Below are 22,977 nucleotides of genomic sequence, written 5' to 3'. Positions count from 1 at the left end.
GGATCAGTGCTTCTTCTGGGTGAAGTGGACGCGCACGAGCATCTGCGCGCCCGTGGCGGACGAGTAGTAGGTGTAGTAGCGGGTGAGGCCGTGGTCGGTCGTGTACTCCGGGTGCGCGAACGCCGCGTAGTTCCACGCCGTGCTCTTCTGGGCGGTGAACAGGTCGGTGGGCGTTCCCCACGGGCCCCACGGAGTGGGCGAGGTCTGGAACTGCACCTGGTCGGACAGCGTCTCCTCGAAGGTGTTCATGTAGAGGTGCGTGGTCTGGTCGTACTGCACCGTCTCGCCTGCCGCCCCACCCTGCATGACGATGACGGCCTTGGTCTCATCCGGCGACCACTGCGGCCGGCCGTTGGACGTGCCGGTGTAGAACGACCACGCTGCGCGGTCCTGCACCCGGTCGAGCGGTACGCGCGCGACTCCGCAGGCGTGGTTGTCGTCGCATCCGCCGTACGCGTAGAGATCGTGACCGACGACGACGGCACCTCCGTTGCCCCACTCCTCCGACGGCGAGAACAGCAGCGTCGGATCGACGCCCTCGGGACTCGTGATCGAGGTGTCGCGGTTCTCGATGGTCAGTCGCGTGGCCACCTTCGTGCGCATGTCGACCGAGACGATTCCGGAGCCCAGCTGCTGGCCGATGAAGCCGGAGGCGCATGGCCCGGTGTCGAGGCCGCCGCGGCAGAGCTTGCCGTAGAACACGAGGATGCGGTGGTGGGCGGGATCCGCGACCGCGGCGCCCGGCCAGAAGCCGAAGACCGTTCCGCAGTTCGGGTCCGTCGATCCCGTGCAGTCGGTGGAGGCGTGCTCGTTCTGGAAGTCGGTCTCGGCCGTCGACAGCGGCACGAACTCGGTCGGCGCGCCCGTGTCGGCTTCGCTGGCGAAGGTCGTCGAGTGCAGCTGGATGTTGTCGGCAGCGGTCAAGTCGCTGGTGACGGCCGCGGTGCTGGTCAGGAACGCATCCGGGTCGGTCTCGATCGTGTCGTCGAAGAACCAGTACGACTTGCCGCCGTAGAAGACGCTCTGGCCGTTGTCACGTGCCGAGACGTGGGAGTTCTGGTCGAGCGGGCCGAGGATCTGGAAATCCTTGACCGCAAGCCCGCCGTTCGGAAGCTGAGTGGCCGCGGAGGCGGCGGGAGCATCCGGGGACCCGTCCCCCACCGTGTCGGCGAACGCCGGTGAACCGAGCACCAGAGCGAGGCTCGCGCCGAGCGCGCCGACGCTCAGAACAGAGTTGCGTAACTTCATTCGTGGTCGTCCTCATCGTCGAGTGAGCAACCGCTGATGCGATCGCAAACGACAGTGTGACAACGTTGTCGTCAGATGTCAACGTTGTCAGTAGAATCATCGAGACCGGCGAGCTGCCGGCGACACGGGAAGGGATCGAGATGACGACGACCGTCACCGCAACGTGGAGCGCGTCGGTCGGCGCGCTCTGGGACGAAGCCCTCGCCAATCTGCAGCGCAACACCGTGACCGCGGCCGATGGGTCGACGTACATCCGAGCGGGAGCCGGCTATGCGGATCCCTGGACCAGGGATGCCGCGCTCAATTCCTGGGGAGCGGCGAACGTCGTGCGCCCCGGCGACGCGAGGTCCACGCTGCTGCGAGTGTGCGAGACGCTGCCCGACGGCCAGACCGTCATCGCGCAGGACGACCAGTGGTGGGACCAGATCGCCTGGGTTCTCGGCGCATACGACCACTCCATGTGGAGCGGAGACCGCGTGTTCCTTCGCCAGGTGCTCGAGATCGGATCTGCCTCGCTTGCGATCCTCGACCGTGACCGGTTCCGGCCGGCATGGGGCCTCTACGCCGGACCGGCGCTGATGCAGGACGGCATCTCCGGGTTGCCCACGCCGCCGGCGTCGTCGGACGAGCCGACATCCTTCGTGCTCGACTATCCGGATGCCCAGGAGATCATGTCACTCTCGACGAACGCGCTCTACTTCCGCGCTCTTCGGCTGCTCGCCCTCGCTGCCGCGGCACTGGGCGAGGATGCCACCGAGTACGAACGCCGTTCGGCGGATCTCGCCGCGGCGATCAACGCGCACCTTCGCGATGGCGAGGGACGATACGGGTATTTCGTGCATGGCAGTGGGCGCTCGCGAGGCGCGCTCGACCCGCATCGTGAAGCAGCCGGCCTGGCACTGGCCGTCGTTTTCGGGATCGCCGAGTCGCCGGCATCCGCGGTGCTCGCGTCGATGGATCGCCGCGCAGCAGGGGTCGTCAACGTCGGGCCCCACTTCCCGGACCGGTATTCCGACGAACGTCCCGGGCGGCACAACGTCATGTGCTGGCCGATGGTGATGGGACTCGTCGGGCTTGCCGAAGCGGTCGCGGACGACGGCGACGTGCATCGCACGATGGATGACTTCTCGCGTCTCGTCGCGGCCAGTGGCGGGCGATTCGACGAGGTCTACCACCCTGCGAGCGGAGTCGCGGACGGCGGATGGCAGTGCGGGTTCCGGTGGCCGAGCGAGCCGGATCAGACGTGGTCGGCGACCTCCTACATCCGGCTCGTGCTCGAGGGCCTGCTGGGTGCGCGCGCATCCCTCGACGAGGTGACCTTCGCACCTGCAGCCCTTCCCGAGGGTGGGGTGCTCGAGATCACTGGCATACCGTGGCGCGCATCCACGATCGACATCGTGGTCAGAGCGACCCCGGATGGCGCGCCGCTCGACCGAACGGCGACCGTGCCCGCGGATGCGACCGGCTCGGTGCGGTGCGAGCTGACCGTGCCAGCTGTGGCCGTGCCCACAGCGGCCGCGCCTGCGCTGCCGCCCCGAGCGGAAGCGTGAGGAGCCGGCATGACGACGAGGACTCAGCCGTGAGCGCGTGGATCTGGGACGCGTTCCACCGCGAGACGCCGAACCAGCTCCTGCTGTTCCGCAGGATGCTGCGCTCTGCTGCGTCGATCGAATCCGCCTGGATCGAGGTGGCCACCCCAGGCTCCTTCCGGGTGTGGGTCGACGGCGAGATCGTTGCGCACTATGACGTGCAGCACGTGGACGCACTGACGGAGGCGGTCCGCGTCGATCTCTCGGATGCGCTCGCCGGTCGTACCCGCGCAACGATCGTCGTCGGTGCCTACTCGCTCGGCATCGGCACGCACCACCAACGCCGTTCACTGGGCGGTCTGTGGACGCACGGCGCGGCGCGCACGAGCGACGACGAGGAGCTGTCGTTGGACTCTTCCTCGGAATGGCAGGTGCGCGTGCCTGCGTCGTGGCGGCAGAACGCACCGCAAATGGTCTGGTCGGCCGGCTACGCCGAGTGGTCGGACCGGACGCTCGACACCGGATTCGACGACGACGGCTGGGGAGCAGCTGTCGAGTATCCCGGCGAAGACGCTCCCCCGCTCGGCGAACGCGACGTGGCCGAGAGGCTCGTTCGGCTCACCGACCACGTGGTGGAGACCGGGACGCTGGCGGCACGCGCGGCCACAGCCGACCCAGATCGGGCTACGGGGTGCGCGGCGCTCGGCGCGATCCGGCATGAACCGGGCGGTGATTCGCGATACGTCGTGATCCACCTGCCGCACCAGCTCGTCGGCTTCCTCGAGGTCGAGGTGACGACGGCGATCGGAGCGACCGTCGACGTCCTCATGGGCGAACGCGCCGACGACACGGGATGGCCGACGTGCATCCGTCAAGGCATCCTGGCCGTCGACACGGTCGTCGTGCCTGAAGGCCGAACACGGCACAGGTTCTGGCACCGCCGCACGTTCCGGGCGCTCGCGATCGTCGTGCACGGCGATCCCGACGCCGTGGTCGAGTCATCCTTCCGCACCATCACGGCATCGCGTCCGCACGCGCTGTACGCCACGGACGACGATCGGTCGATGCGAATGCACGCCGTGAGCGCCGCAACCGTCGCGGTCGGCCGGCAGGACCTCTACGAAGACTGCCCGCTGCGCGAGGGCGGTCACTACGTCGCGGATGCCCGCATCCAGGCAATGTTCGACCTCGCGACGACCGGTGTGACGGCCACGGCCCGCCGTTCGGTGCTGGCTTTCGCGATGGGCCAGGATGCCGACGGCATGATCCCCGGGCTGTGGCCGAGCGGAACGCGTCATCGCATCCCGGACTTCGCGCTGCAGTGGCCGTGCTACCTCGACGAGGCCGTGCGCTTCACGGACGACGACTCGCTGCTTGACGAGGCGTATCCGGCACTCCTGCGGCTCATCGATTGGGCGGACGGGCGCTGGACGCACAGCGGCTTCACCACGGACGAGCCCGGCTGGTGGACATTCATCGACTGGTACGAGTTCACCCCGGCCGAGCTGCAGGCGGCGGTGGATGCCCAGTACGCCGTGACGCTCGAGTCCTCCGCCGCGCTGACCGAGCGGCGTCGCGACACTGGTCTCGCCGAGAGACTGCGAGACAGACGAGACGAGGTGCTCGCCCGTCTCGCGTCCCCGGTGCGGTTCCCGCATGCTGCGACGATCCTGCTGTGCGGACTCCCCCGTGCGACCGCCCTCCCTGTGGTCGGGCCGGAGGCGGGCTCCGTCCTCCACGAGTTCGCCGTGGAGACCGGCTACTTCGCATTCCAGGTGTTCCGTGCACGGATCGCGCTCGGCGACGTGGAGGGTGCGGCCGCGCTTCTGGAAAGCTACTGGGGCGGCATGCTGGATGCCGGTGCCGCGACCTGGTGGGAGCGCTACTCGCCGCGCCGCGAGGTCGTCGAGTCGACCCAGTCGAGCCTCTGCCATCCATGGTCGGCTGGACCCATCGTCGCGCTGCCGATGCTCGCGCTCGGCATCGACCCCTTCGCGCGTTCGGAGAGTGACGCCCGCTTCGCCCCGGCGGCCGGATACGAGGCGGCCGCCCTGCTTCACACGCCGTGGGGCGTCATCCGCAACACGGGTCAGACGTTTGCGAGCGGTCGGGACCTGCACCGCGGCCGGCAGCCGAACGTAGGCTGACGAGATGACCAGTCGCATCGCCGCCATCTCGATGGTCGCCCTCGATCCCCAGCGGGTCGCAGAGTTCTGGCGCTCCGTGCTCGGTTGGCGCCTTCTGCTCTCGGATGCCACCGGCGCCGACATCGGACCCGAGGATGGGTCGGGCCCGAGGATCGAGATCGGACGCGTATCGGACGAGAAGGTCGTCAAGAACCGCATACACCTCGACCTCCGTGCCGACGGCAGCAGCCAGGCGGAAGAGCTGCAGCGTCTGCTCGACCTCGGGGCGAAGCGGATCGACGTCGGCCAGCCGGCGGATGCCACGTGGGTCGTGCTCGCGGATCCCGAGGGCAACGAGTTCTGCCTTCTGCTCAGATCCGTTCAGGAAGCGGGCGACGACGCTTGACGATCCCGTCATCGACGGATGCGCCGCCCTGGCAGACGACGGAAAGCAACCGCTCCGAGTTCAGGTGGTCCCGACCACGGCTGCCCGACACGCCTAGAGCTCGACGACGACCTTGCCATGCACATGGCGCCCCGCCTGGAGCTCGACGGCGGCACGGATCTGCTCGACGGGAAATGTCGCCGCGATCGGCACCCTGATGCGGCCGTCGGCGACCTGACCCGCGATCTCCTCGATGGCGCCGGGGGCGGCGTTGGCGCCGTTGGCCGAGGTGATCCCCTCCACTCTCGCGGCGATGGCGGTGATGCGTTCGTCGGGCACGCCCAGTTCACGGGCTGCGGCCACCGTGTCGGTGCCGTGCAGATCCATCGCGGCGGTGACGCCGTGCGGCGCCAGCGCCCGCACGCGGTCGACCAGGCCGCCACCGTATTCCACGGGCTCGGCGCCGAGGGATCTGAGCGCATCCGCCGAGCTCGCTGAGCCGGTGCCGATCACCCGAGCACCCGCCATCCGCGCAAGCTGGACCGCGAACACCCCGACGCCGCCTCCCGCTCCCCCGACGAGCACGGTGTCGCCCGCCCCTGGCGCGATCACGGCGAGCGCCGCCGCTGCGGTGCAGCCGGCTATGGCGAGTGTGGCGGCCGTACGGTCGTCGACCCCGTCGGGCGTGTGGTGCGCGTCGCCGCCCACTGCGATCGTGCCGGCCGCGTCGACGAGCACGTAGTCGGCCACCGCTCGCGACAACGCGCCGCCGAACACCCTGTCGCCCACCGCGAAACCGGTGACGCCGGCACCCACCTGGTCGACGACACCTGCATAGTCGGTGCCGAAACCGCACGGCAGGCTCAGGCCGAATCGGGCCGCCGTGTCGGCGTCGGATGTCATGAACCAGTCCATCGGATTGAGGCCCGCCGCCGTCACCCGAACGCGAAGCTGCCCGGCACCGGCCTCGGGTACCGGCACCTCGCGGATGCGCAAGGCTTCGGGCCCGCCGAACGACTCGAACTGTACCGCGCGCGCGGTCGAAGAATGCGAAACACTCGTGCCCGTCATGCCGTCGTTCTCCTGTCGAGGTCGGGGAGCGTAAATGGACTACGCTCCGGTTAACGTCACACTAGCCTAATCGGAGCGTGATCCGTTTTGTCCCCTCAAGTATCCGTCGCATCGAGCACGACCCGTGCACCGCGGGCGGATGCGACGCGAAACCGCCAGCAGGTGCTCGCGGCGGCGACTCGCCTGTTCGCCTCCTCCGCGACGCCAGAGCCGTCGATGCGCGCGATCGCGAACGAGGCCGGAGTCGGCATCGCCACCCTCTACCGGCACTTCCCCACCCGCGAGTCGCTCGTCGACGCGGTCTACCAGGACCAGGTCGCACGGCTCACGAGCGGTGCCCACGACCTGCTCGCCCGGCACGATCCCGCGACAGCACTTCGACGGTGGATGGACCTCTTCGGCGACTGGATAGCGACGAAGAGGGGGATGCTCGAGACCCTGCTGGCGATGGTCGAGACCGGCGAGATCGCCCATGCCCAGACCCGGGACGAGCTGCTCGGCGCCATCGACGAAATGCTCAGGGCCGGCCGCGCGAGCGGGGATCTCCGCGACGACGTCGCCGCCGATGACGTCGCCGCGGCGCTCATCGGCATCTTCACCGTCGCAGGTCCCGGCCGCGACGAACTCGGCCGCCGTCTGCTGGACCTGCTGCTGGACGGCATGCGGGCCGGCGCCCAAGCCCGGCACGACACCGTGGGGTGAGCGTCTATGAGAGGTAGCTGACGCCGGTCAACTGCTGTGCGGCATCCCACAGGCGCCGGCCCGTCTCCGGATCCCGGGCCTCGCTCGACGCGCGCACCCGCGTCACGTCGCCCTTGCGTTCGCCGGCCCCGCCGGGGCCGAAGAACTCGCCTCCGCCGACCCCGTCGGCCGTGGCGGCGTACAGCTGGTTCAGCGCGCCCCGTTCGGTCGGCTGTGTGGCGACGACGGAGAACATCCGCCCCATGAACTGTGCTGCCGCACCGCGGTCGCGCCACGCGTTGTCGATGAAGTTCGAGCGGGAGAGCCCCGGGTGGGCGATGATGCTGATGACCGGAGATCCGGCTACCCGCAGACGACGATCGAGCTCGATGCCGAACACCGTGGTCGCCAGCTTGGATGCCCCGTAGGTGCGATTGGCGTTGAACCGCCGCTCGCCCTGCAGGTCGTCGAAGTCCAGGTGGGCACGCTTGTGAGTGATCGAGCTGAGCGAGACCACCCGGGATGCCGGCCCGCGGGCGAGAGCCTCGAGCAGGAGCCCGGTGAGGGCGAAATGGCCGAGCATGTTCGTGCCGAGGTGGAACTCGAAGCCGTCGACCGTCGTGCGGCGCTCGGCGAGGTTCTCAGCACCCGCGTTGTTGATCAGCAGATCGATCCGGTCGAGCTCGGCTGCGGTGCGAGCCGCGAAGGCTCGCACGGATGCGAGCGACGCGACATCGAGAACGCCCACCGCGACATCCGCTTGAGGTATCAGTGCGCGGATGCCGTCGGCGGCGCGTTCGCCCGCCTCGGGGTTGCGCACGGCCAGGATCACGCGGGCGCCGTGGCGGGTGAGCTCGGTCGCCGTCACCAGGCCGAGGCCCGAGTTGGCGCCCGTCACCACGGCGGTCCTGCCGCTCTGATCCGGGATGTCCGCTGCCGTCCACTGACTCGTCATGGGCTTCACGTTAGGGAGCATCCGACGTGCTTCCGTTGTCCTGCTTTCCCTCGGTCTGGCAGGACGACCCTCCCAGCGGCGGCCGGAGCGAGAATGAGGCGATGACCAGCGAATCGGCGGCCCGCGAACTGGGTCTCTTCCTGCGATCGCGCCGCGAGCAGACGACGCCGGAGCAGCTCGGGCTCGAGCCGGGACCGCGACGCCGGGTGGCCGGGCTGCGACGTGAGGAAGTCGCCGCCCTCGCCGGTCTCAGCACGGACTACTACCAGCGCATGGAGCAGGGCCGCAACTCCCGGCCGTCGGATGCCATCCTCGACTCGATCGCCGACGCCCTCGACTTCGACGACGTCGAGCGGTCCCATCTGATGCGCCTCGCGCAGGAGGCGCGGAATCCGCCGGCCGGCCCCCGCAGGCGTGCCGTTCGAGTGCCCAGGAGCGCGATCGCCCTCCTCAACGCGACCGAGCTGCCGGCGTTCATCGTGAGCCCGCACCTCGACGTGCTCGCCTGGAATCCGCTGGCGGCCGAACTGCTCGGCGACCCGGAAGAGCTGCCGCCCGCAGAGCGCAACGTGTTGCTCACCCTGTTCCGCGACGACGCGCTCGTGCGGTTCCCCGACTGCCGTGCCATGGCCATCGAGTACATCGGGATGCTCCGCACCGCCGTCGCCGAGGATCCCGAGCATCCGCGCGCGATCGCCGTCATCGGCGCGTTGTCGGTGCGCAGCGCCGAGTTCCGCGCGTTGTGGGCGCGCCACGACGTCCGCGATCGTGTGCACGGCGGCAAGACCATCCGGCATCCGCGAATCGGCGACATCGACCTGGAATGGGATGCGTACGGCGTAGCGGGCGGTGCCTCCATGATCGTCATGTCGCCGCGCCCCGGGCACGAGGACCGCCTGCGGCTGCTGTTCGCGCTCGTGGCGCCCGTCGATCGTGCGCCCCTCACAGACGACACTCGCTCGACAGCAGGCACCACGCGCGGCTGACGCCGACCGCGCTACGTCCCCTCCCGACACTCGGTCACGGCGGCGCCGTAGGCCTTCGCCCAGTCGGTGAGCGTCTCGATCGGGTCGAGCAGGGTCCTGCCGAGCTCGGTCAGCCGGTACTCGATGCGTCGGGACCCACCCGTCCGTCGTTCGACCAGTCCGTCGCGCTGCAGTCGCCGCAACGTGTCGGTGAGCACCTTGCGCGAGACACCGCCGATGATGCCGACCAGCTCACCGTGCCGCCGGGGCGCCCGGCCCAGGGCATAGATCACCAGCACCGACCACTTGTCGGCCAGGATCTCCACCGCCAGACGGGTCGGGCAGTCGACGAGCACTCCCGGCCCCGCCGCATTCTGCATGAGCCCAAGGTACCTGCGGGTAACGACGTGCTCCGTAACGTCGAAGGAGGAGTACCGAGGAGTCTCGTCACGAGGAGGACAAGTGTCAGAAGGAGAAGCGTCGCGAGGAGAACAAGCGTCGCGAGTCGTGGTGTTCGACGAGTTCGGCGGGCCTGAGGTGTTGCGCATCGCCGACGCCCCGGTGACCGAGCCGGGCCCCGGAGAGGTGCGGGTCAGAATCGAAGCCTTCGCCGTCAACCCGTTGGACGTGATGATGCGGTCGGGAACCTCCCCTGCACCCGTGCCGCTGCCACACAGCCGACTCGGCATCGAAGCGACAGGCGTCATCGACAAGGTGGGACCGAGAACCGGCGGCATCAGGCCCGGAGACCCGGTGATCCTCGCCGCCATCCCCGACCCGAGCAAGAACGGAAGCTATGCAGACCACACGACGGTCCGCGCGAACACCGTCGTGCCGCGCCCGAGCGGTCTCGACATCGCCGAGGCAGCAGCGATCTGGGTCGGATTCTCCACCGCTTACGGCGCGCTCATCGAGGCCGCGGGCATGCGCCCTGGAGACACGGTACTGATCTCCGGAGCATCAGGAAGCGTGGGACGAGCGGCGATCCAGCTCGCCAATCACCTCGGGGCCGTTCCCCTGGCCATCACGCGGAACGCCGACAGAATCGAGGAACTCGAGGCGGCCGGTGCCGCATCGGTCATCGTTTCCTCGAGGGGCGACCTGGCCGCGGACGTGTTGCGCGAGACGAACGGCGCGGGCGCGGACATCGTGCTCGACCTGGTCAGAGGACCGGGCCAGCGGGACCTGCTGCGTGCGACGCGTCCTCACGGCAAGCTGGTCGCAGCCGGGTTCCTCGACGCCAGACCGACTCCCGAGCCGCTTCAGTCCACCGTGGATGTCGTGGGTTACCGCGGCTTCGACTACCTGCTCGATCCCGACGTGCTGGCGCGCATGAACGCCTTCATGCAGGCAGCCGTGCGACTCGGCTCGCTGCGACCCGAGCTCGACGCGACGCTCGATCTCGATCACGTCGCCGACGCGCAACGGCGCTTCGAGAGCGGTGTGCGGGCCGGGAAGAAGGTCGTCGTCACCACCTGAGGGCGCGGGATTCGCGCATCCGGAACTCGTCAGGCGTGGTCGGACGCCCGCCTACCGCGCGTCGAGGAGCGCCAGGACCTCGGCGGTCGTGCCGAGCTCGCCGAGTTTCGGGAACTGGTACTCGATCGAGGCGTTGTGAGCTTCGAGGTTGTCGGTCATGGCATCGGTGACGAATGCCACGTGGTATCCGAGGTCGAAGGCGGACCGCGCCGTGGACTCCACTCCCGAGGTGGTCGAGATCCCGGTGAGCACGATCTGCGTCACGCCGGCCTCTCTCAGCTTGGCGTCGAGATCGGTGGTGAGGAATGCGCCGAGCGATCGCTTCGTCAGGGTGATGTCGCTGGGCTGCCGGTTCAACTCGGGTACGAGCTCCGTCGTCTCGGGCGGAAGCGAGCGACCGCCGACACGTCCCGTCGCCTTGCCACGATCGGTGCGACCAGGAGCGGATCCCCCCACGTTCACCAGCACGACGGGAAGGCCTCGAGCCCTGAACGCCTCGGCGAGAGCCGCGGAGTTCGCGATGATCTGCTCCGTCGGGTGCGCGGTCGGATAGTTGAGGATGCCCACCTGCAGGTCGATGACGACGAGAGCGGGCCTCTGCTCGAGTTCGATGGACATGGATTCTCCCTTGCTGAGCGCCGACATCCGCGCTCGTTCCGCGGTCAAGGGTGCCAGATCGGGCCCGGCCACGGCGTGCGCAGGCTCCCTTGTTCGAACGGTCGACCGCGCTCTTTGAACGGTCGACCGCGCTCGCCATCCGCGTGGGGGCCGAAGGAGACGCGGATCGACCTGCGGGCCGGAGCTTCAAGGGCGGTAGTCTCGCCGCTCCGCGTAGACCTTGGCAGCGTACCTGTCGGCGTCGCGGCCTCCGTTCAGTGCACCGCCGACCCGCTTCACCACGTCGGCGACCCAGGAGAGGAACCGGCCGAGCGAACGCATCAGTCGCGTGAGCATGCCGTCACCCTACTCGTGTGCCGCGAGAGCAACGCCTAGCAGGTCTGACACAGCGAGTCAGTAATGATCGCGCGCTTGAAGGATGACGACGTGGTCGTCGGTGACGTAGTACACAAGTCGGTTCGCGTCGTCAATGCGACGCGACCACGCACCGGACAGGATGTGCCTGAGCGGTTCAGGCTTGCCGATGCCGGCAAATGGGTCGCGCAGGACGTCGGCGATGAGTTGGTTGATTCGCTTCAGTGTTTTGCGGTCTTGAGTCTGCCAATGGATGTAGTCCTCCCACCCGTTGCGGTCGAAGGCGAGCCGGCGGCTCAAGCGTCGAACAGGTCGTGCTGTTCAAAGTCTCCCCGCCGTGCACGTTCGATCGCTTCGACGAGTCGCTGAGCGCCGACCGAGTTGCGCAACAGGTACGCGGTCTCCGTCATGGCGTCATAGTCATCCTTGGAGAGGATCACCGCGTTGCCGTGACGGGAAACGACCTCGACGGCGGTGTGGTCGTCATTGACCTGCTGGATCAATCCGAACAGGCTCTTGCGTGCCTCGGATGCCGTGATCGCCGACATGACCGCCTCCCTAGTGGTACTGAATATCGTACCACTCTACGGGTGCGAACGAGTTCGAGGAGTCGAGGCAGGGTGGACGGCCGATTGTCGCCATCTGTACGATCTCCCGACCGTGATTCCCGGTTGTGCTTCGGCTGGATGCCGTACCGTGTGCCGCTTGGAGGTCCGATGAAAGTCAGCGACACCAGCGACCTGTGGTGGAAGAGCGCGGTGATCTACTGCCTTGATGTCGAGACGTTTCTGGATGGGAACGGCGACGGCGTCGGCGACATGGAGGGTCTCGCCACGCGCCTTGACTATCTGGCAGAGCTCGGGGTCACGTGCCTCTGGTTGATGCCGTTCTACCCCTCGCCCCACCGCGACGACGGGTACGACATCACCGACTTCTACGGGGTCGACAGCCGTCTCGGGCACTTCGGCGATTTCGTCGAGGTGCTCAGGATCGCGCGCGACCGGGGCATGCGCGTGATCGTCGACCTGGTCGTCAACCACACCTCGAACCAGCACCCGTGGTTCAAGTCCGCGCGGTCGAGCCCGCAGTCGCCCTTCCGCGACTTCTACGTGTGGCGCGACAAAGCCCCGAAGAACCAACCGGACCCGGTCTTCCCCGACCAAGAGACCAGCGACTGGCAATACGACGAGAAGGCCGGGCAGTACTACCAACACGTCTTCTACCGTGAGCAACCGGACCTCAACATCACCGACGACCGGGTGCGTGACGAGATCGCCAAGGTGATGGGCTTCTGGCTGCAGCTCGGGGTCTCAGGATTCCGTGTCGACGCCGTTCCCTTCCTGCTGCAGACGGACGATGTCGTCGATGGAGCGCGGCGACTGCCTGACCCGCACGCCTACCTGCGCTCGCTCCGGTCGGTCCTCAACCGGAGGGTTGGAGACGGCATCCTGCTCGGCGAGGTCAATCTGTCACGTGACGCGCAGAACGAGTTCTTCGGCGGCGCCGAGGGCGACGAGCTGACGATGCAGTTCGACTTCATCAGCATGCAGAACCTCTACCTGTCGTTGGCCCGCGGCGATGCCCGGCCCCTGGCCGAAGCGCTGCTGTCCCGTCCGAAGGGGTCGCCCGACATCCAATGGGCGAACTTCGTTCGCAATCATGACGAGCTCACGCTCGACAAGCTCACGGCCGAGGAACGCGACGAGGTGTTCGCGGCGTTCGGGCCTGAGGAACGGATGCAGGTGTACGGGCGCGGGCTGGTCCGCCGCTTGCCGCCGATGCTCGACGGCGATCCCCGGCGCATCCGAATGGTCTACAGCCTGCTCTTCTCCCTGCCGGGAACTCCGGTGCTCTTCTACGGCGAGGAGATCGGGATGGGTGAGAACCTCGACATCGGCGGCCGGATGTCGGTGCGCACCCCGATGCAGTGGACGGCGGGCCGAAACGGCGGCTTCTCCACGGCCCGACCTTCCAGGCTGAGGACGCCGGTGACCGAGGGGGTCTACGGACCCGAACACGTGAACGTGGCCCAGCAGGAACGAGACCAGGACTCGCTCCTGCACTTCATGCGCACGCTGACTCGCCACTACCGCAACCTGCGCGAGCTCGGCTGGGGCGGGTTCGAGGTGCTCGACCAACCGGATCCGGGAGTTCTTGCCCACACGCTCACCTCCGGCGCTCGGGTGATCGTCGCGCTGCACAGCTTCGCGGCCGAACCGCGCGATGTGCACATTTCACTGCCCGCAAACCGAGACTGCCTCCGCGACGTGTTCACCGCAGAGCAGGTCCCCGTCGAACGCGGCCGGGCTACGGTCGCGCTCGACGGGTACGGGTACCGGTGGTTCCGGTTGACGACGCACGACGACGAACTCTTCTGACGGGAGCCCGCGGGTCTGCTTACGGAACCCAGACGATCGCGTCGCCGTCGGCGCGCAGCTTTCCGTTCCAGGTGGTCTGACCCGTGGATCCGGTGACGTAGCCGTCGGCCGAAGTGGTCACGTACTGGCCGCCGGCGTACATCTCGGTCGATCCGCCGCCGTCGAGGTTCACCGCGTTCCACGCACCCATGGCGAGCAAGGCGGCGGATTCTTCCGGATACGTCATCCCGACGCTGAATGACGCGCGTCCCTCGACCGTGAACAGGATGATCTTGCCGTCACGGGTGGTGGCGACCGACGTGAGGGGATTCCGTGTGATCGGCGTGTCCACTCCTTTCGGGTACGGGTACTTGTTCACCCCGTCGTCGACCTGCACCCAGCTCGCCGTCGTCGCTGCGGTGTTGGGCGTGAGCGGCACGTTCTTGCCGTCGTTGTAGAGCTGGATGTCGGTGTGGATGTTGTGGCCGTTCGCCACCAGGTCGAGCAGCTGGGCCGCATAGCTGCCGGTGGCCTGGATGGAGGTCTGCCCCGGTTGCAGCGCGACGCCGCGCGTGGTGTCAACGCTGAGGACACGGCCCACCTTGTCGAGCACCACCTCCACGCCGTGGCCGACCGGAGTGGTGGCGCCCCACACCGGGTCGAACTTCACGAGGTCGCCTGCCACCGTGCAGGCGGTCTGGTCGACGAGGTTCGCACACGAGGAGGGCACGAACGTGTTCTTGTCGACCTCGGTGAGCGTGAGGCTCTTGCCGCTGACCGGGTTCGTGATGGTGCCCGACCAGGTGAAGTCTCCGTTCAGCACCAGGTTGTTCGATGCGGAGTCGACGATCGGGCCCGAGGTCTTGCCGTTGTGCACTCCGCTGGCGTGATCCTCACCGTTCGGATTGCCCACGATCGTTCCGTCGTCGATGGCGAGTCCGTCGGCGACGCCGTAGTTGTCGTTGATGTCGAAGAACGATGCGTTGATGCCGACCAGACCGTTCGCCTTCGTCACAAGCTGGCCGACGTTGGCGCGGTCGGTCAGGTGCTCCGGGTGTACCACCTTGAGGTGCCCCTTCGCCACGGTCGGGTCGATGGTGACCGTGTTGACGACGAACGGACCCCTCATCGTGGTATTCACGCTGCCGATCGCGGCCGGCTCGTCGCCCCGCACGATGTGCGTAAGAGTCACACCCGGCGCGAGCGTCTCGACGCTGCGGGTCTCCGTGAGGTCAGGATCCCCGACCGGCAGCGGTGCATAGCTGCCCGCCGGAAGCAGGGTGAATCCGGCGGGGACGGCGACATCCGTATCCGGTGTAGTCGCAGTGGTGGCGGCGTGAGCATCCGGATTCGCGGCAAGCGTGAACGAGGCGGTGGCGGCGCAGGCGATCGCGAGTGTGCCCCAAACGCGGGTGATTCGTTTCATGTGCCCGAACGTATTGAGGCCGATGGGCACGGAAGGGTATGCCCGATGGAAGGGCGGGTGAAGGCCAGGTGACGCAGTGGCGAACCGGGCTATCCCGACAGCACCGAGAGCGGCCGAGGCGACACGTCTGCGGAGTGGTGAGCCCGTTCTGTCGATGGGCCCGGTTCTAGTCGCCAGTCCTCGGCCGCTAGTGTGCCGTTGGGCGCGGGCGGGAGTGGTGAATGCGGCAACGTCGGGTGGTCTTCATCGTTTCTGCGTTGATATCGCTGAGCGTCGTGCTGTGCGGATGCTCGATCGACAAGCGCGAGCCCATCCCGCCAGCGCCTACGCTCCCGGCCATACCCAGCGCGTCGGAGCCACCTATCGGGTCGACATTCGGTGCACCGGTTCGTTTCACTGGAACGGGCAGCCAGACGATTGCCGTCAACCGGCCGCAAGGTGCGCGGTATCTGCAGTCCGTCTGGAAATGCAGTGGCGGAATCGGGAAGGTCACTCTCCAAGAGGATCCCGGAGTATTGGGACTGCTGTCGGTTTGGTTGACTCCTGATAGGTAGGGGCATGCGCTCCTGCTGGAAGGATGTGCGCCATGGTGAAGGCGTATCCGGAAGAGTTCCGCCGTGATGTGATCGCGGTTGCCCGGAAGGGCGAGACGTCGGTGCGGCAGGTCGCGAAGGACTTCGGCGTGTCCGAGTCCTGCCTCGCCCGCTGGTTGCGGCTCGCGGACCGTGACGATGGCATCGGACTCACGGCAGCGCCATCGGCGAAAGCAGTCGAGCAGGCCGAGCTGCGGGAAGCGCAGAAGCGGATCCGTCTGCTCGAGCAGGAGAACGAGATCCTCCGCCGGGCAGCGGCGTACTTCGCCCAGTCGCAACTCCCAAAATGATCTACCCGCTGGTCCTTGAACTCGCCGCCGATCGGATCCCGGTCGCGGTGGCCTGCCGGGTGTTGTGCTTCTCGAAGCAGGCGTTTTATCGATGGCGTGCCGATCCTGTGACCGATCGCGACTGGGAGGACGCGCACCTGACCAACGCGGCCGTCGACGCGCACCGCGACGACCCGACGTTCGGGTACCGGTTCATCGCCGACGACCTCCATACTGCCGGCCACCGGGTTTCGGAACGGCGGGTGTGGCGATTGTGTTCGCAGCAGCGGCTCTGGTCGCTGCACGCGAAGAAGCATGGCCTGAATCGCAAGGCCGGGCCGCCGGTGCACGACGACCGGGTCCGACGAGCGTTCACGGCGCCGGATATCGACCGGCTGTGGTTGACCGACATCACCGAGCACCCAACTGGTGAGGGCAAGCTCTACCTCTGCGCGGTCAAGGACGCCTGCTCGCGCCGCATCGTGGGGTACTCGATCAGTGATCGGATGCGGTCCTCGCTCGCTGTCGCGGCGCTGCAGATGGCGGTGCAGCGCCGTCACCCGGTCGGGACGGTGGTCCACTCCGATAGAGGCAGTCAATTTCGTTCCAAACGCTTCGTCCGCGCGCTCGGCGATGCCGGGCTGCTCGGATCGATGGGCCGGGTCGGCGCGTGCGCGGACAATGCGGCGATGGAATCGTTCTTCGCCCTGTTGCAGAAGAACGTCCTCAACCGGCGGCGTTGGACCACCCGGGAGGAACTCCGGCTGGCGATCATCACCTGGATCGAGGGCACCTATCACCGGAAACGACGTCAACGCGGTCTCGGGAAGTTGACCCCGATCGAGTACGAGACGATCATCAACCCACAGGCCGCACTCGCGGCCTAAACGAACGAGTCAACCAAACCTGCAGCAGTCCCATTTCACACTGGTGACGTAGGGCGAGATGTCTGTGGGCGCCGGTTCTTCGAAGTGAAGGCAACGACTCAGATGGCGAAGGACGGATAAACAGATCAATCAAGAGGGACGTGGGAGTAAGAGACGGTTAGCGCGACGACCAAGCCAACGAGATCAGACCGATCGAAAATGGCAATGCGCGCAGGCACTTTCAGTGGGGCCGTCCCGGGGGCCCTCTGAATGACAGGGGTCGCGTGTAAACCGAGTTGCATGGCAAATCGGGGGGTTCAAGCCAGGTCAAAACGTCGTTCAGCGGCGTACGCGAGGCAGCGTGAGCAGTACGACGCGGCCGCGGTTCGGCGTGCGGAGGAGCGTGCTCGGGATGCCGCTGCGCGGCGCGCCGCCGACGCGCAATCTGCCGCGACGAAGAGATGGGGCACGCGCGCCGACGCCCTCGAACGCCTCGGGTACCTCGGGCGGTCCCTCGATCGGCTACGGCGTGAGCAGGACGCCCTTCTTCTTGAGAGAGATCAGTTGATCATTCATCTTCGTGAGGTGGGAGAGAGCTGGAACTCGCTGGCATCGCGAACCGGACTCAGTAGGCAAGCGTTGTCCAAACGAACCACCGGACCGAACGGGCACTGACCCGGGCAGTCGGAACGACAGAGCCGGGGACTCAGAGGTCGAGGAAGTCGCCAAGCCAGGTACGGATCTCTGCAAGGCAGGCGTCCGAGACCTGGCCTGCTATCCCTGTGATCCGGTCGCGGGAGAGCGTGCGGGGCTGCTCGGACATGATCCAGGACGGCCGATCGAGGCCGCTCGGCCCCTCAACCCGAATATGGTTCGGCCAGCCACGATCGACCGTGGTGATCGGGAGAATGATCACCAGCGTCGTGACCGCGTCAAGATACCCCGAGGAAGCGACGACGAGCACCGGACGGTGGCCACCCTGTTCACGGCCGCGAACAGGCTCAAGGGATGCCCAGGCAACGACGCCCGGCGCAAGCTCGAGGTCCGTCACTGTGTCGCGTCGGTCAGCTCAGCGCGCTCCCACTCGGAGGACTCCGCCGCATGCGACACAGCCTTCGCGGTTCCTGTGGCATTGATCGCGATCTTCAACGACTGCAGTCGCTTACGACGATCTTCCGCATCCGCCAGTCGTGCCAGATGCGCGCCCAAGGTGAGCCCATCGCGGGCGGCCTGTTCCTTCAGCCGGTCGCGGAGCTCATCGCTCACCTTAATCGTGGTAGTCATACTGATAGTATACCGCCACCGTTGGGCCGCTAGACGGTCCAAACGCGTCCGGACAAGTCCGGACACGGCGCCGTGGGTGGTCCCGGGGGTCATCGAATGACCGCGTGGCCGACCTCTGGCGCGGGTGGTGGCCTGTCGATGGTGCGGGTTAGGGTGCGGCCTATGGGGAGCATCGAGCCGTACAAAACCGTCTCCGGCCGCCGCTATCGGGTCCGCTACCGAACTCCCGATCATCGGCAGACCGACAAGCGCGGGTTCAAGACCAAACGTGACGCGGAGCAGTTCGCCGCGTCAGTTGAGGTGAAGAAGGCCAGGGGCGAGTTCATCGATCCGGCGGCTGGAAGGATATCCATCGGCTCACTCGGCGAACAATGGCTGAACTCCCGATCGGACTTGAAGGTTTCGACCGTCTACGTCTACCGATCTGCATGGCGGCTTCACGTCGCGCCCGTGTGGGCGGACCGGTCGCTCGCCTCGGTGCGCAACAGCGAGGTCACTCGCGATCAGTGCCGGCGCCAACGTGAAGGCCGTGCAGCGGATGCTCGGTCACGCGTCGGCCGCCATGACCCTCGACACCTACAGCGACCTCTTCGACGATGACCTTGACTCCGTTGCGGCCGCACTCAATGAGCACGCTGCCCACACAGATGTGGGAAAATTGTGGGCAAACGCGTCGTAGAACGACGAAACAGCGACCATCCGATGGCCGCCGTTCCCAGTGTTTCCTAGGTGAGTAGCGGGAGCGGGACTCGAACCCGCGACACCACGATTATGAGCCGTGTGCTCTAACCACCTGAGCTATCCCGCCGCAGTCTTCGTGCCCACCGAACCGCCGGTGACACCAAGCTGGAGCCCCGAGTCAGGATTGAACTGACGACCCCTTCCTTACCATGGAAGTGCTCTACCACTGAGCTATCGGGGCGACACCGACCGCCCGAGGGCCGATCGACAACCGTACGAGGATATCATCATCCGGCTGCCGGCTCGGACACCCGCCGGTCATCCGAGGCCGCCGAGATCACGCGGTGTAGAGCACCTCGCAGGCTTTCCAGCTCGGACAGCTCGAGCCCGAGCCGCTCGATGATCTGCGGCGGCACATCCAGCGCCTTCTGGCGCAACCGGCGGCCCTTGTCGGTGAGGGTGACACGCAGCATCCGCTCGTCTTTCGGGTCGCGCTCGCGCCGCACGAGACCGGATGCCTCCAGCCGCTTGAGCAGCGGCGACAGCGTCGCGGGTTCGAGCTGGAGCTCTCGTCCGATGGCCGCCACGGTTCGCGGGCTCTGCTCCCACAGCGCGAGCATCACGAGGTACTGAGGATGCGTGAGGCCGAGCGGCTCCAGCACCGGCCGGTACAGCGCGATGACGCTTCGGGATGCCACGGCGAGCGCGAAGCACACCTGGTTCCCGAGCTTGAGCAGGTCGTCGGGCGCACGGAACGTGCCGTCCGCTGACTCCGCGGCGGCGTCCTCCTGCCGCGGACCGTCCGCGCTCTCGCCGAGGCCGCTTCTGCCGCGGGCCTGCGTGCCTGAACTCATCCTGTCGCCTCCTGCCCGCCATGCTACTCTCGCCCTAATAGTTAGCACCCTAACGGTTAGGGCGAAAGGCAGCAGATCGTGGCTCGCGGGTTCTGGAACTGGTACGAGAAGTTCAACAGGGTGGTCCGCACGTTCACGGGTCCGGCGCAGCTGGGCGCCGGGCATCCCGAGTCGCCCGAGCAGCGGCGTGCGGATGCGCCGTGTCCGCTCTGCGGCCGTCCGATGACGGCCCATTCGGTGCTGCGCTCGGCCGACCAGCGCACGGCGAGCCGCCTCGTGTGCCCCGTCGAACAGACCGGCTGACCTCCGACGCCCCCGGCGACCCCGACCAAGCACACGAAGCGGGCGACGCATCCGGGCGCGACGCAGCGGGACCCGGCGATGCTCCCGCCACGAGGCGGAACGGCGTCTGCGCACACCGAGGTCGCGAGACGGAGGAGCATCTCGGACGCGTGCCTTACAGTGGCATCCAATTCCTTGCCCATGCGCGAGCATGACGTGCACTGCCCGAAAACGAATCGAATCGAGGACGCATCAGTGGTAGACACAGCGGTGAGCACGAAACCTTCGACCCGTGTCGCGGAGGCACCGACTTCGAGCGCTGGCCGGGAGTGGTGGCGCACCGCCGTCATCTACCAGGTGTATCCGCGGTCGTTCGCCGACGCGAACGGTGATGGCATCGGCGACCTGCGCGGCATCACCGAGCACCTGCCCGTGCTGCAGGAGCTCGGGGTGGATGCCGTCTGGCTCTCCCCGTTCATGACCTCACCGCAGCGCGACGCCGGATACGACGTGGCCGACTACTGCGACGTCGACCCGCTGTTCGGCACGCTGGCGGACTTCGACCGGATGCTCGAGACCGCGCACCGCCTGGGCCTCCGGGTGATCGTCGACCTGGTGCCGAACCACACGTCGTCGGATCACGCATGGTTCCGCGAGGCGCTCGCATCCGCCGAGGGCAGCGAGGCACGCGACCACTACTGGTTCCGCGACGGCAAGGGCGAGAACGGGGAGCTGCCGCCGAACAACTGGGAGTCCGTCTTCGGCGGGCCGGCGTGGACGCGCACCACCAACGCCGACGGCACGCCCGGCCAGTGGTATCTGCACCTGTTCGACCAGTCGCAGCCCGACCTCAACTGGGAGGACCCGTGGGTGTGGGAGCAGTTCCGCGGCATCCTGCGGTTCTGGCTGGATCGAGGAGTCGACGGCTTCCGCATCGACGTGGCCCACGGCATGGTGAAGGCGAAGGGCCTGCCCGACTACACGCCCGCCGAGCACGCGGGCTCGATGGGCGGCGCGAGCGTCACGCTCGAGCCAGACATCAGCGACGAGGCGCCCAGCGCTCCGTTCTGGGGCCAGGAGGACGGCCACGCCATCTTCCGCGACTGGCACAAGGTGCTCGCCGACTACGACGGCGACCGCGCGCTGTGCGGTGAGGCGTGGGTGGATCCGCCGTCGAAGCTCGCCAGGTACGTGCGTCCCGACGAGATGCAGCAGACGTTCAACTTCTCCTACCTCGAGACTCCGTGGAACGCGGATGCCCTTCGCAAGGTGATCGCCGATTCCCTCGCGGCATTCGGCGGCGTCGGCGCACCCAGCACGTGGGTGCTCTCCAACCACGACGTCATCCGGCACGCCACCCGCTTCGGCCTCCCCGAGGAGAGCCCGCAGGGATACGGACTGGGACCGAACACACCGTTCCGGCCCGATGAGGCCGTCGGGCTGCGGCGTGCCAGGGCGGCCACGACGCTCATGCTCGCGCTCCCCGGCTCGGCCTACCTGTATCAGGGCGAAGAGCTCGGCCTGCCCGAGGTGATCGACCTTCCGGACTCCGCCAGGCAGGATCCCACGTGGTTCCGCACGCACGGCGAACGCTACGGACGCGACGGATGCCGCGTGCCCATCCCGTGGACATCCTCCGGCCCGTCCTACGGCTTCAACGACTCGGGTGCGAGCTGGCTGCCGCAGCCCGCGGAATGGGCGACGCTGGCCCGGGATGTCGAGAGCGTCGACCCCGACTCCACGCTGTCGCTGTACAAACTGCTCCTCGCCGAGCGCGAGGCGCGCTGGCTCGGAGGCGGAAGCCTCGAATGGCTGGACGGATACGGCGACGAGGTCGTGGCGTTCCGCAATGGCGAGGTGACGGTGGTGGCGAACCTCAGCGGGGCCCCGATCCCGCTGCCCGCCGGCGAGGTGGTCGTCTCCAGCGAGCCGCTGGACGGCGACGAACTGCCCACGGACACCGCCGTCTGGCTGCTCGGCTGACCGCCGCTGTGCGCTGAGCCGCACCTCAGCCCCTACCTCCGGTTGCGCCGGACGAGACCGCCACGCGCCCGCGGGTTTCGACAGACTCAACCCACGGTGGGGTCAGCGGTCGGCTACGCCGAGCTCGTCGAGCACGGGCTCGAGCTGGGCGAAGAGCCCGGGCTCGGCGGCGATCGTCAGCGCGCGGCTCGCGGGCACACCATGCAGGCCGGCGACCGTGGCGCCCGCCTCGGCAGCGACGAGCGCGCCGCCCGCGTGATCCCAGGGCTTGAGACCCTTCTCGTAGTAGGCATCCAGCCTGCCCGTCGCCACGTTGCACAGGTCGAGCGATGCCGCGCCGATGCGACGGATGTCACGCACCCGCGGAATGAGGCCGCTCACGGCCTCGGCCTGCAGCCCCCGCCTGCGCGAATCGTAGGAGAACCCTGTGCCGACGAGCGCGAGTGACAGCTTCTTGCCGGTCGCCACCCGCAGCCGCTTCGAGCCGAGGTACGCACCGCCACCGGTCGAGGCGGTGTAGACCTCCCCGGTGGCCGGGTTGACCACGGCGGATGCGAGCGCACGCCACGTGCTCGGGTCAGGGTCGCCCTCCACGACCGCGATGGACACCGCGTACGCAGGGATGCCGTAGAGGTAGTTGACGGTTCCGTCGATCGGGTCGACGATCCAGTTCAGCCCGGTGCTGCTCCCGCTGGCGTCGCTCTCCTCGCCGAAGAACCCGTCGCCGGGCCTGGCATCCGCAAGACGACCACGGATCAGGTCTTCCGATTCCCGGTCGGCGGCCGTGACGATGTCTTCCGGCGCAGTCTTGGTGGCGGCTATCTCCACGCCCTCCTCGCGTCGGGTGCGCACCAGATCACCGGCTTCCCAGGCGATCGATCGGGCAAGGTCGCGGAGTTCGTCGATCGCTGTGGACATGCCTCCGATGCTACGGGGGTGGGGCGGGCTTTCGCCGCGTCATCCGGTCGGCC

General features: G+C 67.7%; 23 protein-coding genes, 2 tRNA genes and 2 pseudogenes. 12 read left to right on the top strand and 15 right to left on the bottom strand.

The window, feature by feature from the left end:
- Positions 1 to 3: 3 nt before the first annotated feature.
- A complete protein-coding gene (locus VHB92_RS06010) occupies positions 4 to 1,248 on the bottom strand; it encodes a DUF4185 domain-containing protein (protein ID WP_325452404.1) in 1,245 nt (414 codons plus the stop codon).
- A 140-nt stretch (positions 1,249 to 1,388) separates the two neighbouring features.
- Between VHB92_RS06010 and VHB92_RS06005 the strand changes: the two genes are divergently transcribed.
- The 3 genes from VHB92_RS06005 to VHB92_RS05995 are packed head-to-tail and all read left to right on the top strand — an operon-like array spanning position 1,389 to position 5,309.
- Positions 1,389 to 2,798, top strand: coding sequence for a hypothetical protein (locus tag VHB92_RS06005; RefSeq protein ID WP_325452402.1), 1,410 nt, complete (start codon positions 1,389 to 1,391; stop codon positions 2,796 to 2,798).
- A gap of 29 nt (positions 2,799 to 2,827) precedes the next feature.
- Entirely contained in the window at positions 2,828 to 4,924 is a 2,097-nt protein-coding gene (locus VHB92_RS06000; protein WP_325452401.1) for a hypothetical protein, read from the top strand.
- Between the two features lie 4 nt (positions 4,925 to 4,928).
- Positions 4,929 to 5,309 (top strand): VOC family protein, encoded by a 381-nt coding sequence (locus VHB92_RS05995; protein ID WP_325452399.1) that lies wholly within the window; start codon positions 4,929 to 4,931, stop codon positions 5,307 to 5,309.
- 93 nt (positions 5,310 to 5,402) lie between these two features.
- On the opposite strand, the gene VHB92_RS05990 is transcribed toward VHB92_RS05995, so the two are convergent.
- A complete protein-coding gene (locus VHB92_RS05990; RefSeq protein ID WP_325452397.1) occupies positions 5,403 to 6,359 on the bottom strand; it encodes an NADP-dependent oxidoreductase in 957 nt (318 codons plus the stop codon).
- Positions 6,360 to 6,521: 162 nt separating this feature from the next.
- Here VHB92_RS05990 and VHB92_RS05985 point away from each other — a divergent pair, with 162 nt between their 5' ends.
- Positions 6,522 to 7,061, top strand: a complete 540-nt coding sequence (locus tag VHB92_RS05985; RefSeq protein ID WP_325452395.1) for a helix-turn-helix domain-containing protein — start codon at positions 6,522 to 6,524, stop codon at positions 7,059 to 7,061.
- Positions 7,062 to 7,065: 4 nt separating this feature from the next.
- Here the strand turns inward: VHB92_RS05985 and VHB92_RS05980 are convergent, their stop codons facing one another.
- The gene (locus VHB92_RS05980; protein WP_325452393.1) at positions 7,066 to 7,995 is read right to left on the bottom strand and encodes an oxidoreductase; all 930 of its coding nucleotides are present in this window, start codon (positions 7,993 to 7,995) and stop codon (positions 7,066 to 7,068) included.
- A gap of 101 nt (positions 7,996 to 8,096) precedes the next feature.
- Here VHB92_RS05980 and VHB92_RS05975 point away from each other — a divergent pair, with 101 nt between their 5' ends.
- The gene (locus VHB92_RS05975) at positions 8,097 to 8,981 is read left to right on the top strand and encodes a helix-turn-helix transcriptional regulator (RefSeq protein WP_325452391.1); all 885 of its coding nucleotides are present in this window, start codon (positions 8,097 to 8,099) and stop codon (positions 8,979 to 8,981) included.
- 11 nt (positions 8,982 to 8,992) lie between these two features.
- On the opposite strand, the gene VHB92_RS05970 is transcribed toward VHB92_RS05975, so the two are convergent.
- Entirely contained in the window at positions 8,993 to 9,340 is a 348-nt protein-coding gene (locus tag VHB92_RS05970; protein ID WP_325452389.1) for a helix-turn-helix domain-containing protein, read from the bottom strand.
- Between the two features lie 82 nt (positions 9,341 to 9,422).
- Here VHB92_RS05970 and VHB92_RS05965 point away from each other — a divergent pair, with 82 nt between their 5' ends.
- A complete protein-coding gene (locus VHB92_RS05965) occupies positions 9,423 to 10,439 on the top strand; it encodes a zinc-dependent alcohol dehydrogenase family protein (protein ID WP_325452387.1) in 1,017 nt (338 codons plus the stop codon).
- Positions 10,440 to 10,490: 51 nt separating this feature from the next.
- On the opposite strand, the gene VHB92_RS05960 is transcribed toward VHB92_RS05965, so the two are convergent.
- The 4 genes from VHB92_RS05960 to VHB92_RS05945 all read right to left on the bottom strand — a co-directional run bounded on the left by VHB92_RS05960 (position 10,491) and on the right by VHB92_RS05945 (position 11,959).
- Positions 10,491 to 11,057, bottom strand: a complete 567-nt coding sequence (locus tag VHB92_RS05960; RefSeq protein ID WP_325452385.1) for an isochorismatase family protein — start codon at positions 11,055 to 11,057, stop codon at positions 10,491 to 10,493.
- Between the two features lie 186 nt (positions 11,058 to 11,243).
- Positions 11,244 to 11,393: a hypothetical protein gene (locus tag VHB92_RS05955; RefSeq protein WP_325452383.1), complete on the bottom strand. Its 150-nt coding sequence runs from the start codon at positions 11,391 to 11,393 to the stop codon at positions 11,244 to 11,246.
- Between the two features lie 57 nt (positions 11,394 to 11,450).
- Positions 11,451 to 11,711 (bottom strand): Txe/YoeB family addiction module toxin, encoded by a 261-nt coding sequence (locus tag VHB92_RS05950; RefSeq protein ID WP_325452381.1) that lies wholly within the window; start codon positions 11,709 to 11,711, stop codon positions 11,451 to 11,453.
- Positions 11,708 to 11,959: a type II toxin-antitoxin system prevent-host-death family antitoxin gene (locus tag VHB92_RS05945; protein ID WP_325452379.1), complete on the bottom strand. Its 252-nt coding sequence runs from the start codon at positions 11,957 to 11,959 to the stop codon at positions 11,708 to 11,710. The genes VHB92_RS05950 and VHB92_RS05945 overlap by 4 nt, the downstream gene beginning before the upstream one ends.
- A 168-nt stretch (positions 11,960 to 12,127) precedes the next feature.
- On the opposite strand from VHB92_RS05945, the gene VHB92_RS05940 reads away from it, so the two are divergent.
- Positions 12,128 to 13,789: an alpha-amylase family protein gene (locus VHB92_RS05940; protein ID WP_325452377.1), complete on the top strand. Its 1,662-nt coding sequence runs from the start codon at positions 12,128 to 12,130 to the stop codon at positions 13,787 to 13,789.
- 19 nt (positions 13,790 to 13,808) lie between these two features.
- Here the strand turns inward: VHB92_RS05940 and VHB92_RS05935 are convergent, their stop codons facing one another.
- Entirely contained in the window at positions 13,809 to 15,194 is a 1,386-nt protein-coding gene (locus VHB92_RS05935; RefSeq protein WP_325452375.1) for a phosphodiester glycosidase family protein, read from the bottom strand.
- A 586-nt stretch (positions 15,195 to 15,780) separates the two neighbouring features.
- Here VHB92_RS05935 and VHB92_RS05930 point away from each other — a divergent pair.
- A protein-coding gene (locus VHB92_RS05930) for an IS3 family transposase (protein ID WP_325452373.1) occupies positions 15,781 to 16,943 on the top strand; the annotation gives its coding sequence in 2 pieces (ribosomal slippage) (positions 15,781 to 16,063 and positions 16,063 to 16,943; 1,164 coding nt in all).
- 685 nt (positions 16,944 to 17,628) lie between these two features.
- Here the strand turns inward: VHB92_RS05930 and VHB92_RS05925 are convergent.
- Positions 17,629 to 17,973: a type II toxin-antitoxin system PemK/MazF family toxin gene (locus VHB92_RS05925; RefSeq protein WP_325452371.1), complete on the bottom strand. Its 345-nt coding sequence runs from the start codon at positions 17,971 to 17,973 to the stop codon at positions 17,629 to 17,631.
- The gene (locus tag VHB92_RS05920) at positions 17,970 to 18,206 is read right to left on the bottom strand and encodes a hypothetical protein (RefSeq protein ID WP_325452369.1); all 237 of its coding nucleotides are present in this window, start codon (positions 18,204 to 18,206) and stop codon (positions 17,970 to 17,972) included. Before VHB92_RS05920 ends, VHB92_RS05925 begins: the two co-directional genes overlap by 4 nt.
- Positions 18,207 to 18,302: 96 nt before the next feature.
- On the opposite strand from VHB92_RS05920, the pseudogene VHB92_RS16690 reads away from it, so the two are divergent.
- Positions 18,303 to 18,470, top strand: a pseudogene (locus VHB92_RS16690) (hypothetical protein); the annotation flags it as partial.
- A 220-nt stretch (positions 18,471 to 18,690) separates the two neighbouring features.
- A pseudogene (locus tag VHB92_RS16685) lies at positions 18,691 to 18,885 on the top strand (site-specific integrase); the annotation flags it as partial.
- Positions 18,886 to 18,940: 55 nt separating this feature from the next.
- Here VHB92_RS16685 and VHB92_RS05910 read toward each other — a convergent pair.
- The 3 genes from VHB92_RS05910 to VHB92_RS05900 all read right to left on the bottom strand — a co-directional run bounded on the left by VHB92_RS05910 (position 18,941) and on the right by VHB92_RS05900 (position 19,741).
- A tRNA-Met gene (locus VHB92_RS05910) sits at positions 18,941 to 19,014 on the bottom strand.
- A 39-nt stretch (positions 19,015 to 19,053) separates the two neighbouring features.
- Positions 19,054 to 19,128: transfer RNA gene (locus VHB92_RS05905), tRNA-Thr, on the bottom strand.
- A gap of 46 nt (positions 19,129 to 19,174) precedes the next feature.
- Entirely contained in the window at positions 19,175 to 19,741 is a 567-nt protein-coding gene (locus VHB92_RS05900) for a MarR family transcriptional regulator (RefSeq protein ID WP_325452365.1), read from the bottom strand.
- A gap of 78 nt (positions 19,742 to 19,819) precedes the next feature.
- Between VHB92_RS05900 and VHB92_RS05895 the strand changes: the two genes are divergently transcribed.
- Together VHB92_RS05895 and VHB92_RS05890 are read left to right on the top strand one after the other, a co-directional pair.
- Positions 19,820 to 20,044 (top strand): hypothetical protein, encoded by a 225-nt coding sequence (locus VHB92_RS05895; protein WP_325452363.1) that lies wholly within the window; start codon positions 19,820 to 19,822, stop codon positions 20,042 to 20,044.
- A 180-nt stretch (positions 20,045 to 20,224) separates the two neighbouring features.
- The gene (locus VHB92_RS05890; RefSeq protein ID WP_414653068.1) at positions 20,225 to 22,006 is read left to right on the top strand and encodes a glycoside hydrolase family 13 protein; all 1,782 of its coding nucleotides are present in this window, start codon (positions 20,225 to 20,227) and stop codon (positions 22,004 to 22,006) included.
- A gap of 102 nt (positions 22,007 to 22,108) precedes the next feature.
- Here the strand turns inward: VHB92_RS05890 and VHB92_RS05885 are convergent, their stop codons facing one another.
- Positions 22,109 to 22,924 carry an inositol monophosphatase family protein gene (locus VHB92_RS05885; RefSeq protein WP_325452359.1) on the bottom strand — a complete coding sequence of 272 codons (816 nt, stop codon included), beginning with the start codon at positions 22,922 to 22,924 and terminating at the stop codon, positions 22,109 to 22,111.
- Positions 22,925 to 22,977 lie beyond the last annotated feature (53 nt).

The organism is Humibacter sp., assembly GCF_035547335.1.
Taxonomy (GTDB): Bacteria; Actinomycetota; Actinomycetes; order Actinomycetales; family Microbacteriaceae; genus Humibacter.
The sequence above is the reverse complement of the archived record's forward strand: the minus strand, read 5'-3'. Positions and strand labels throughout refer to the sequence as shown.

Coding starts and splice junctions, on each gene's coding strand:
- VHB92_RS05900 (WP_325452365.1), bottom strand. CDS start 19,741: ATGAGTTCAGGCACGCAGGCCCGCGGCAGAAGCGGCCTCGGCGAGAGC.
- VHB92_RS05980 (WP_325452393.1), bottom strand. CDS start 7,995: ATGACGAGTCAGTGGACGGCAGCGGACATCCCGGATCAGAGCGGCAGG.
- VHB92_RS05995 (WP_325452399.1), top strand. CDS start 4,929: ATGACCAGTCGCATCGCCGCCATCTCGATGGTCGCCCTCGATCCCCAG.
- VHB92_RS05970 (WP_325452389.1), bottom strand. CDS start 9,340: ATGCAGAATGCGGCGGGGCCGGGAGTGCTCGTCGACTGCCCGACCCGT.
- VHB92_RS05885 (WP_325452359.1), bottom strand. CDS start 22,924: ATGTCCACAGCGATCGACGAACTCCGCGACCTTGCCCGATCGATCGCC.
- VHB92_RS05955 (WP_325452383.1), bottom strand. CDS start 11,393: ATGCTCACGCGACTGATGCGTTCGCTCGGCCGGTTCCTCTCCTGGGTC.
- VHB92_RS05975 (WP_325452391.1), top strand. CDS start 8,097: ATGACCAGCGAATCGGCGGCCCGCGAACTGGGTCTCTTCCTGCGATCG.
- VHB92_RS05920 (WP_325452369.1), bottom strand. CDS start 18,206: ATGACTACCACGATTAAGGTGAGCGATGAGCTCCGCGACCGGCTGAAG.
- VHB92_RS06005 (WP_325452402.1), top strand. CDS start 1,389: ATGACGACGACCGTCACCGCAACGTGGAGCGCGTCGGTCGGCGCGCTC.
- VHB92_RS06010 (WP_325452404.1), bottom strand. CDS start 1,248: ATGAAGTTACGCAACTCTGTTCTGAGCGTCGGCGCGCTCGGCGCGAGC.
- VHB92_RS05935 (WP_325452375.1), bottom strand. CDS start 15,194: ATGAAACGAATCACCCGCGTTTGGGGCACACTCGCGATCGCCTGCGCC.
- VHB92_RS05990 (WP_325452397.1), bottom strand. CDS start 6,359: ATGACGGGCACGAGTGTTTCGCATTCTTCGACCGCGCGCGCGGTACAG.
- VHB92_RS05940 (WP_325452377.1), top strand. CDS start 12,128: ATGAAAGTCAGCGACACCAGCGACCTGTGGTGGAAGAGCGCGGTGATC.
- VHB92_RS05960 (WP_325452385.1), bottom strand. CDS start 11,057: ATGTCCATCGAACTCGAGCAGAGGCCCGCTCTCGTCGTCATCGACCTG.
- VHB92_RS05890 (WP_414653068.1), top strand. CDS start 20,225: ATGCGCGAGCATGACGTGCACTGCCCGAAAACGAATCGAATCGAGGAC.
- VHB92_RS05945 (WP_325452379.1), bottom strand. CDS start 11,959: ATGTCGGCGATCACGGCATCCGAGGCACGCAAGAGCCTGTTCGGATTG.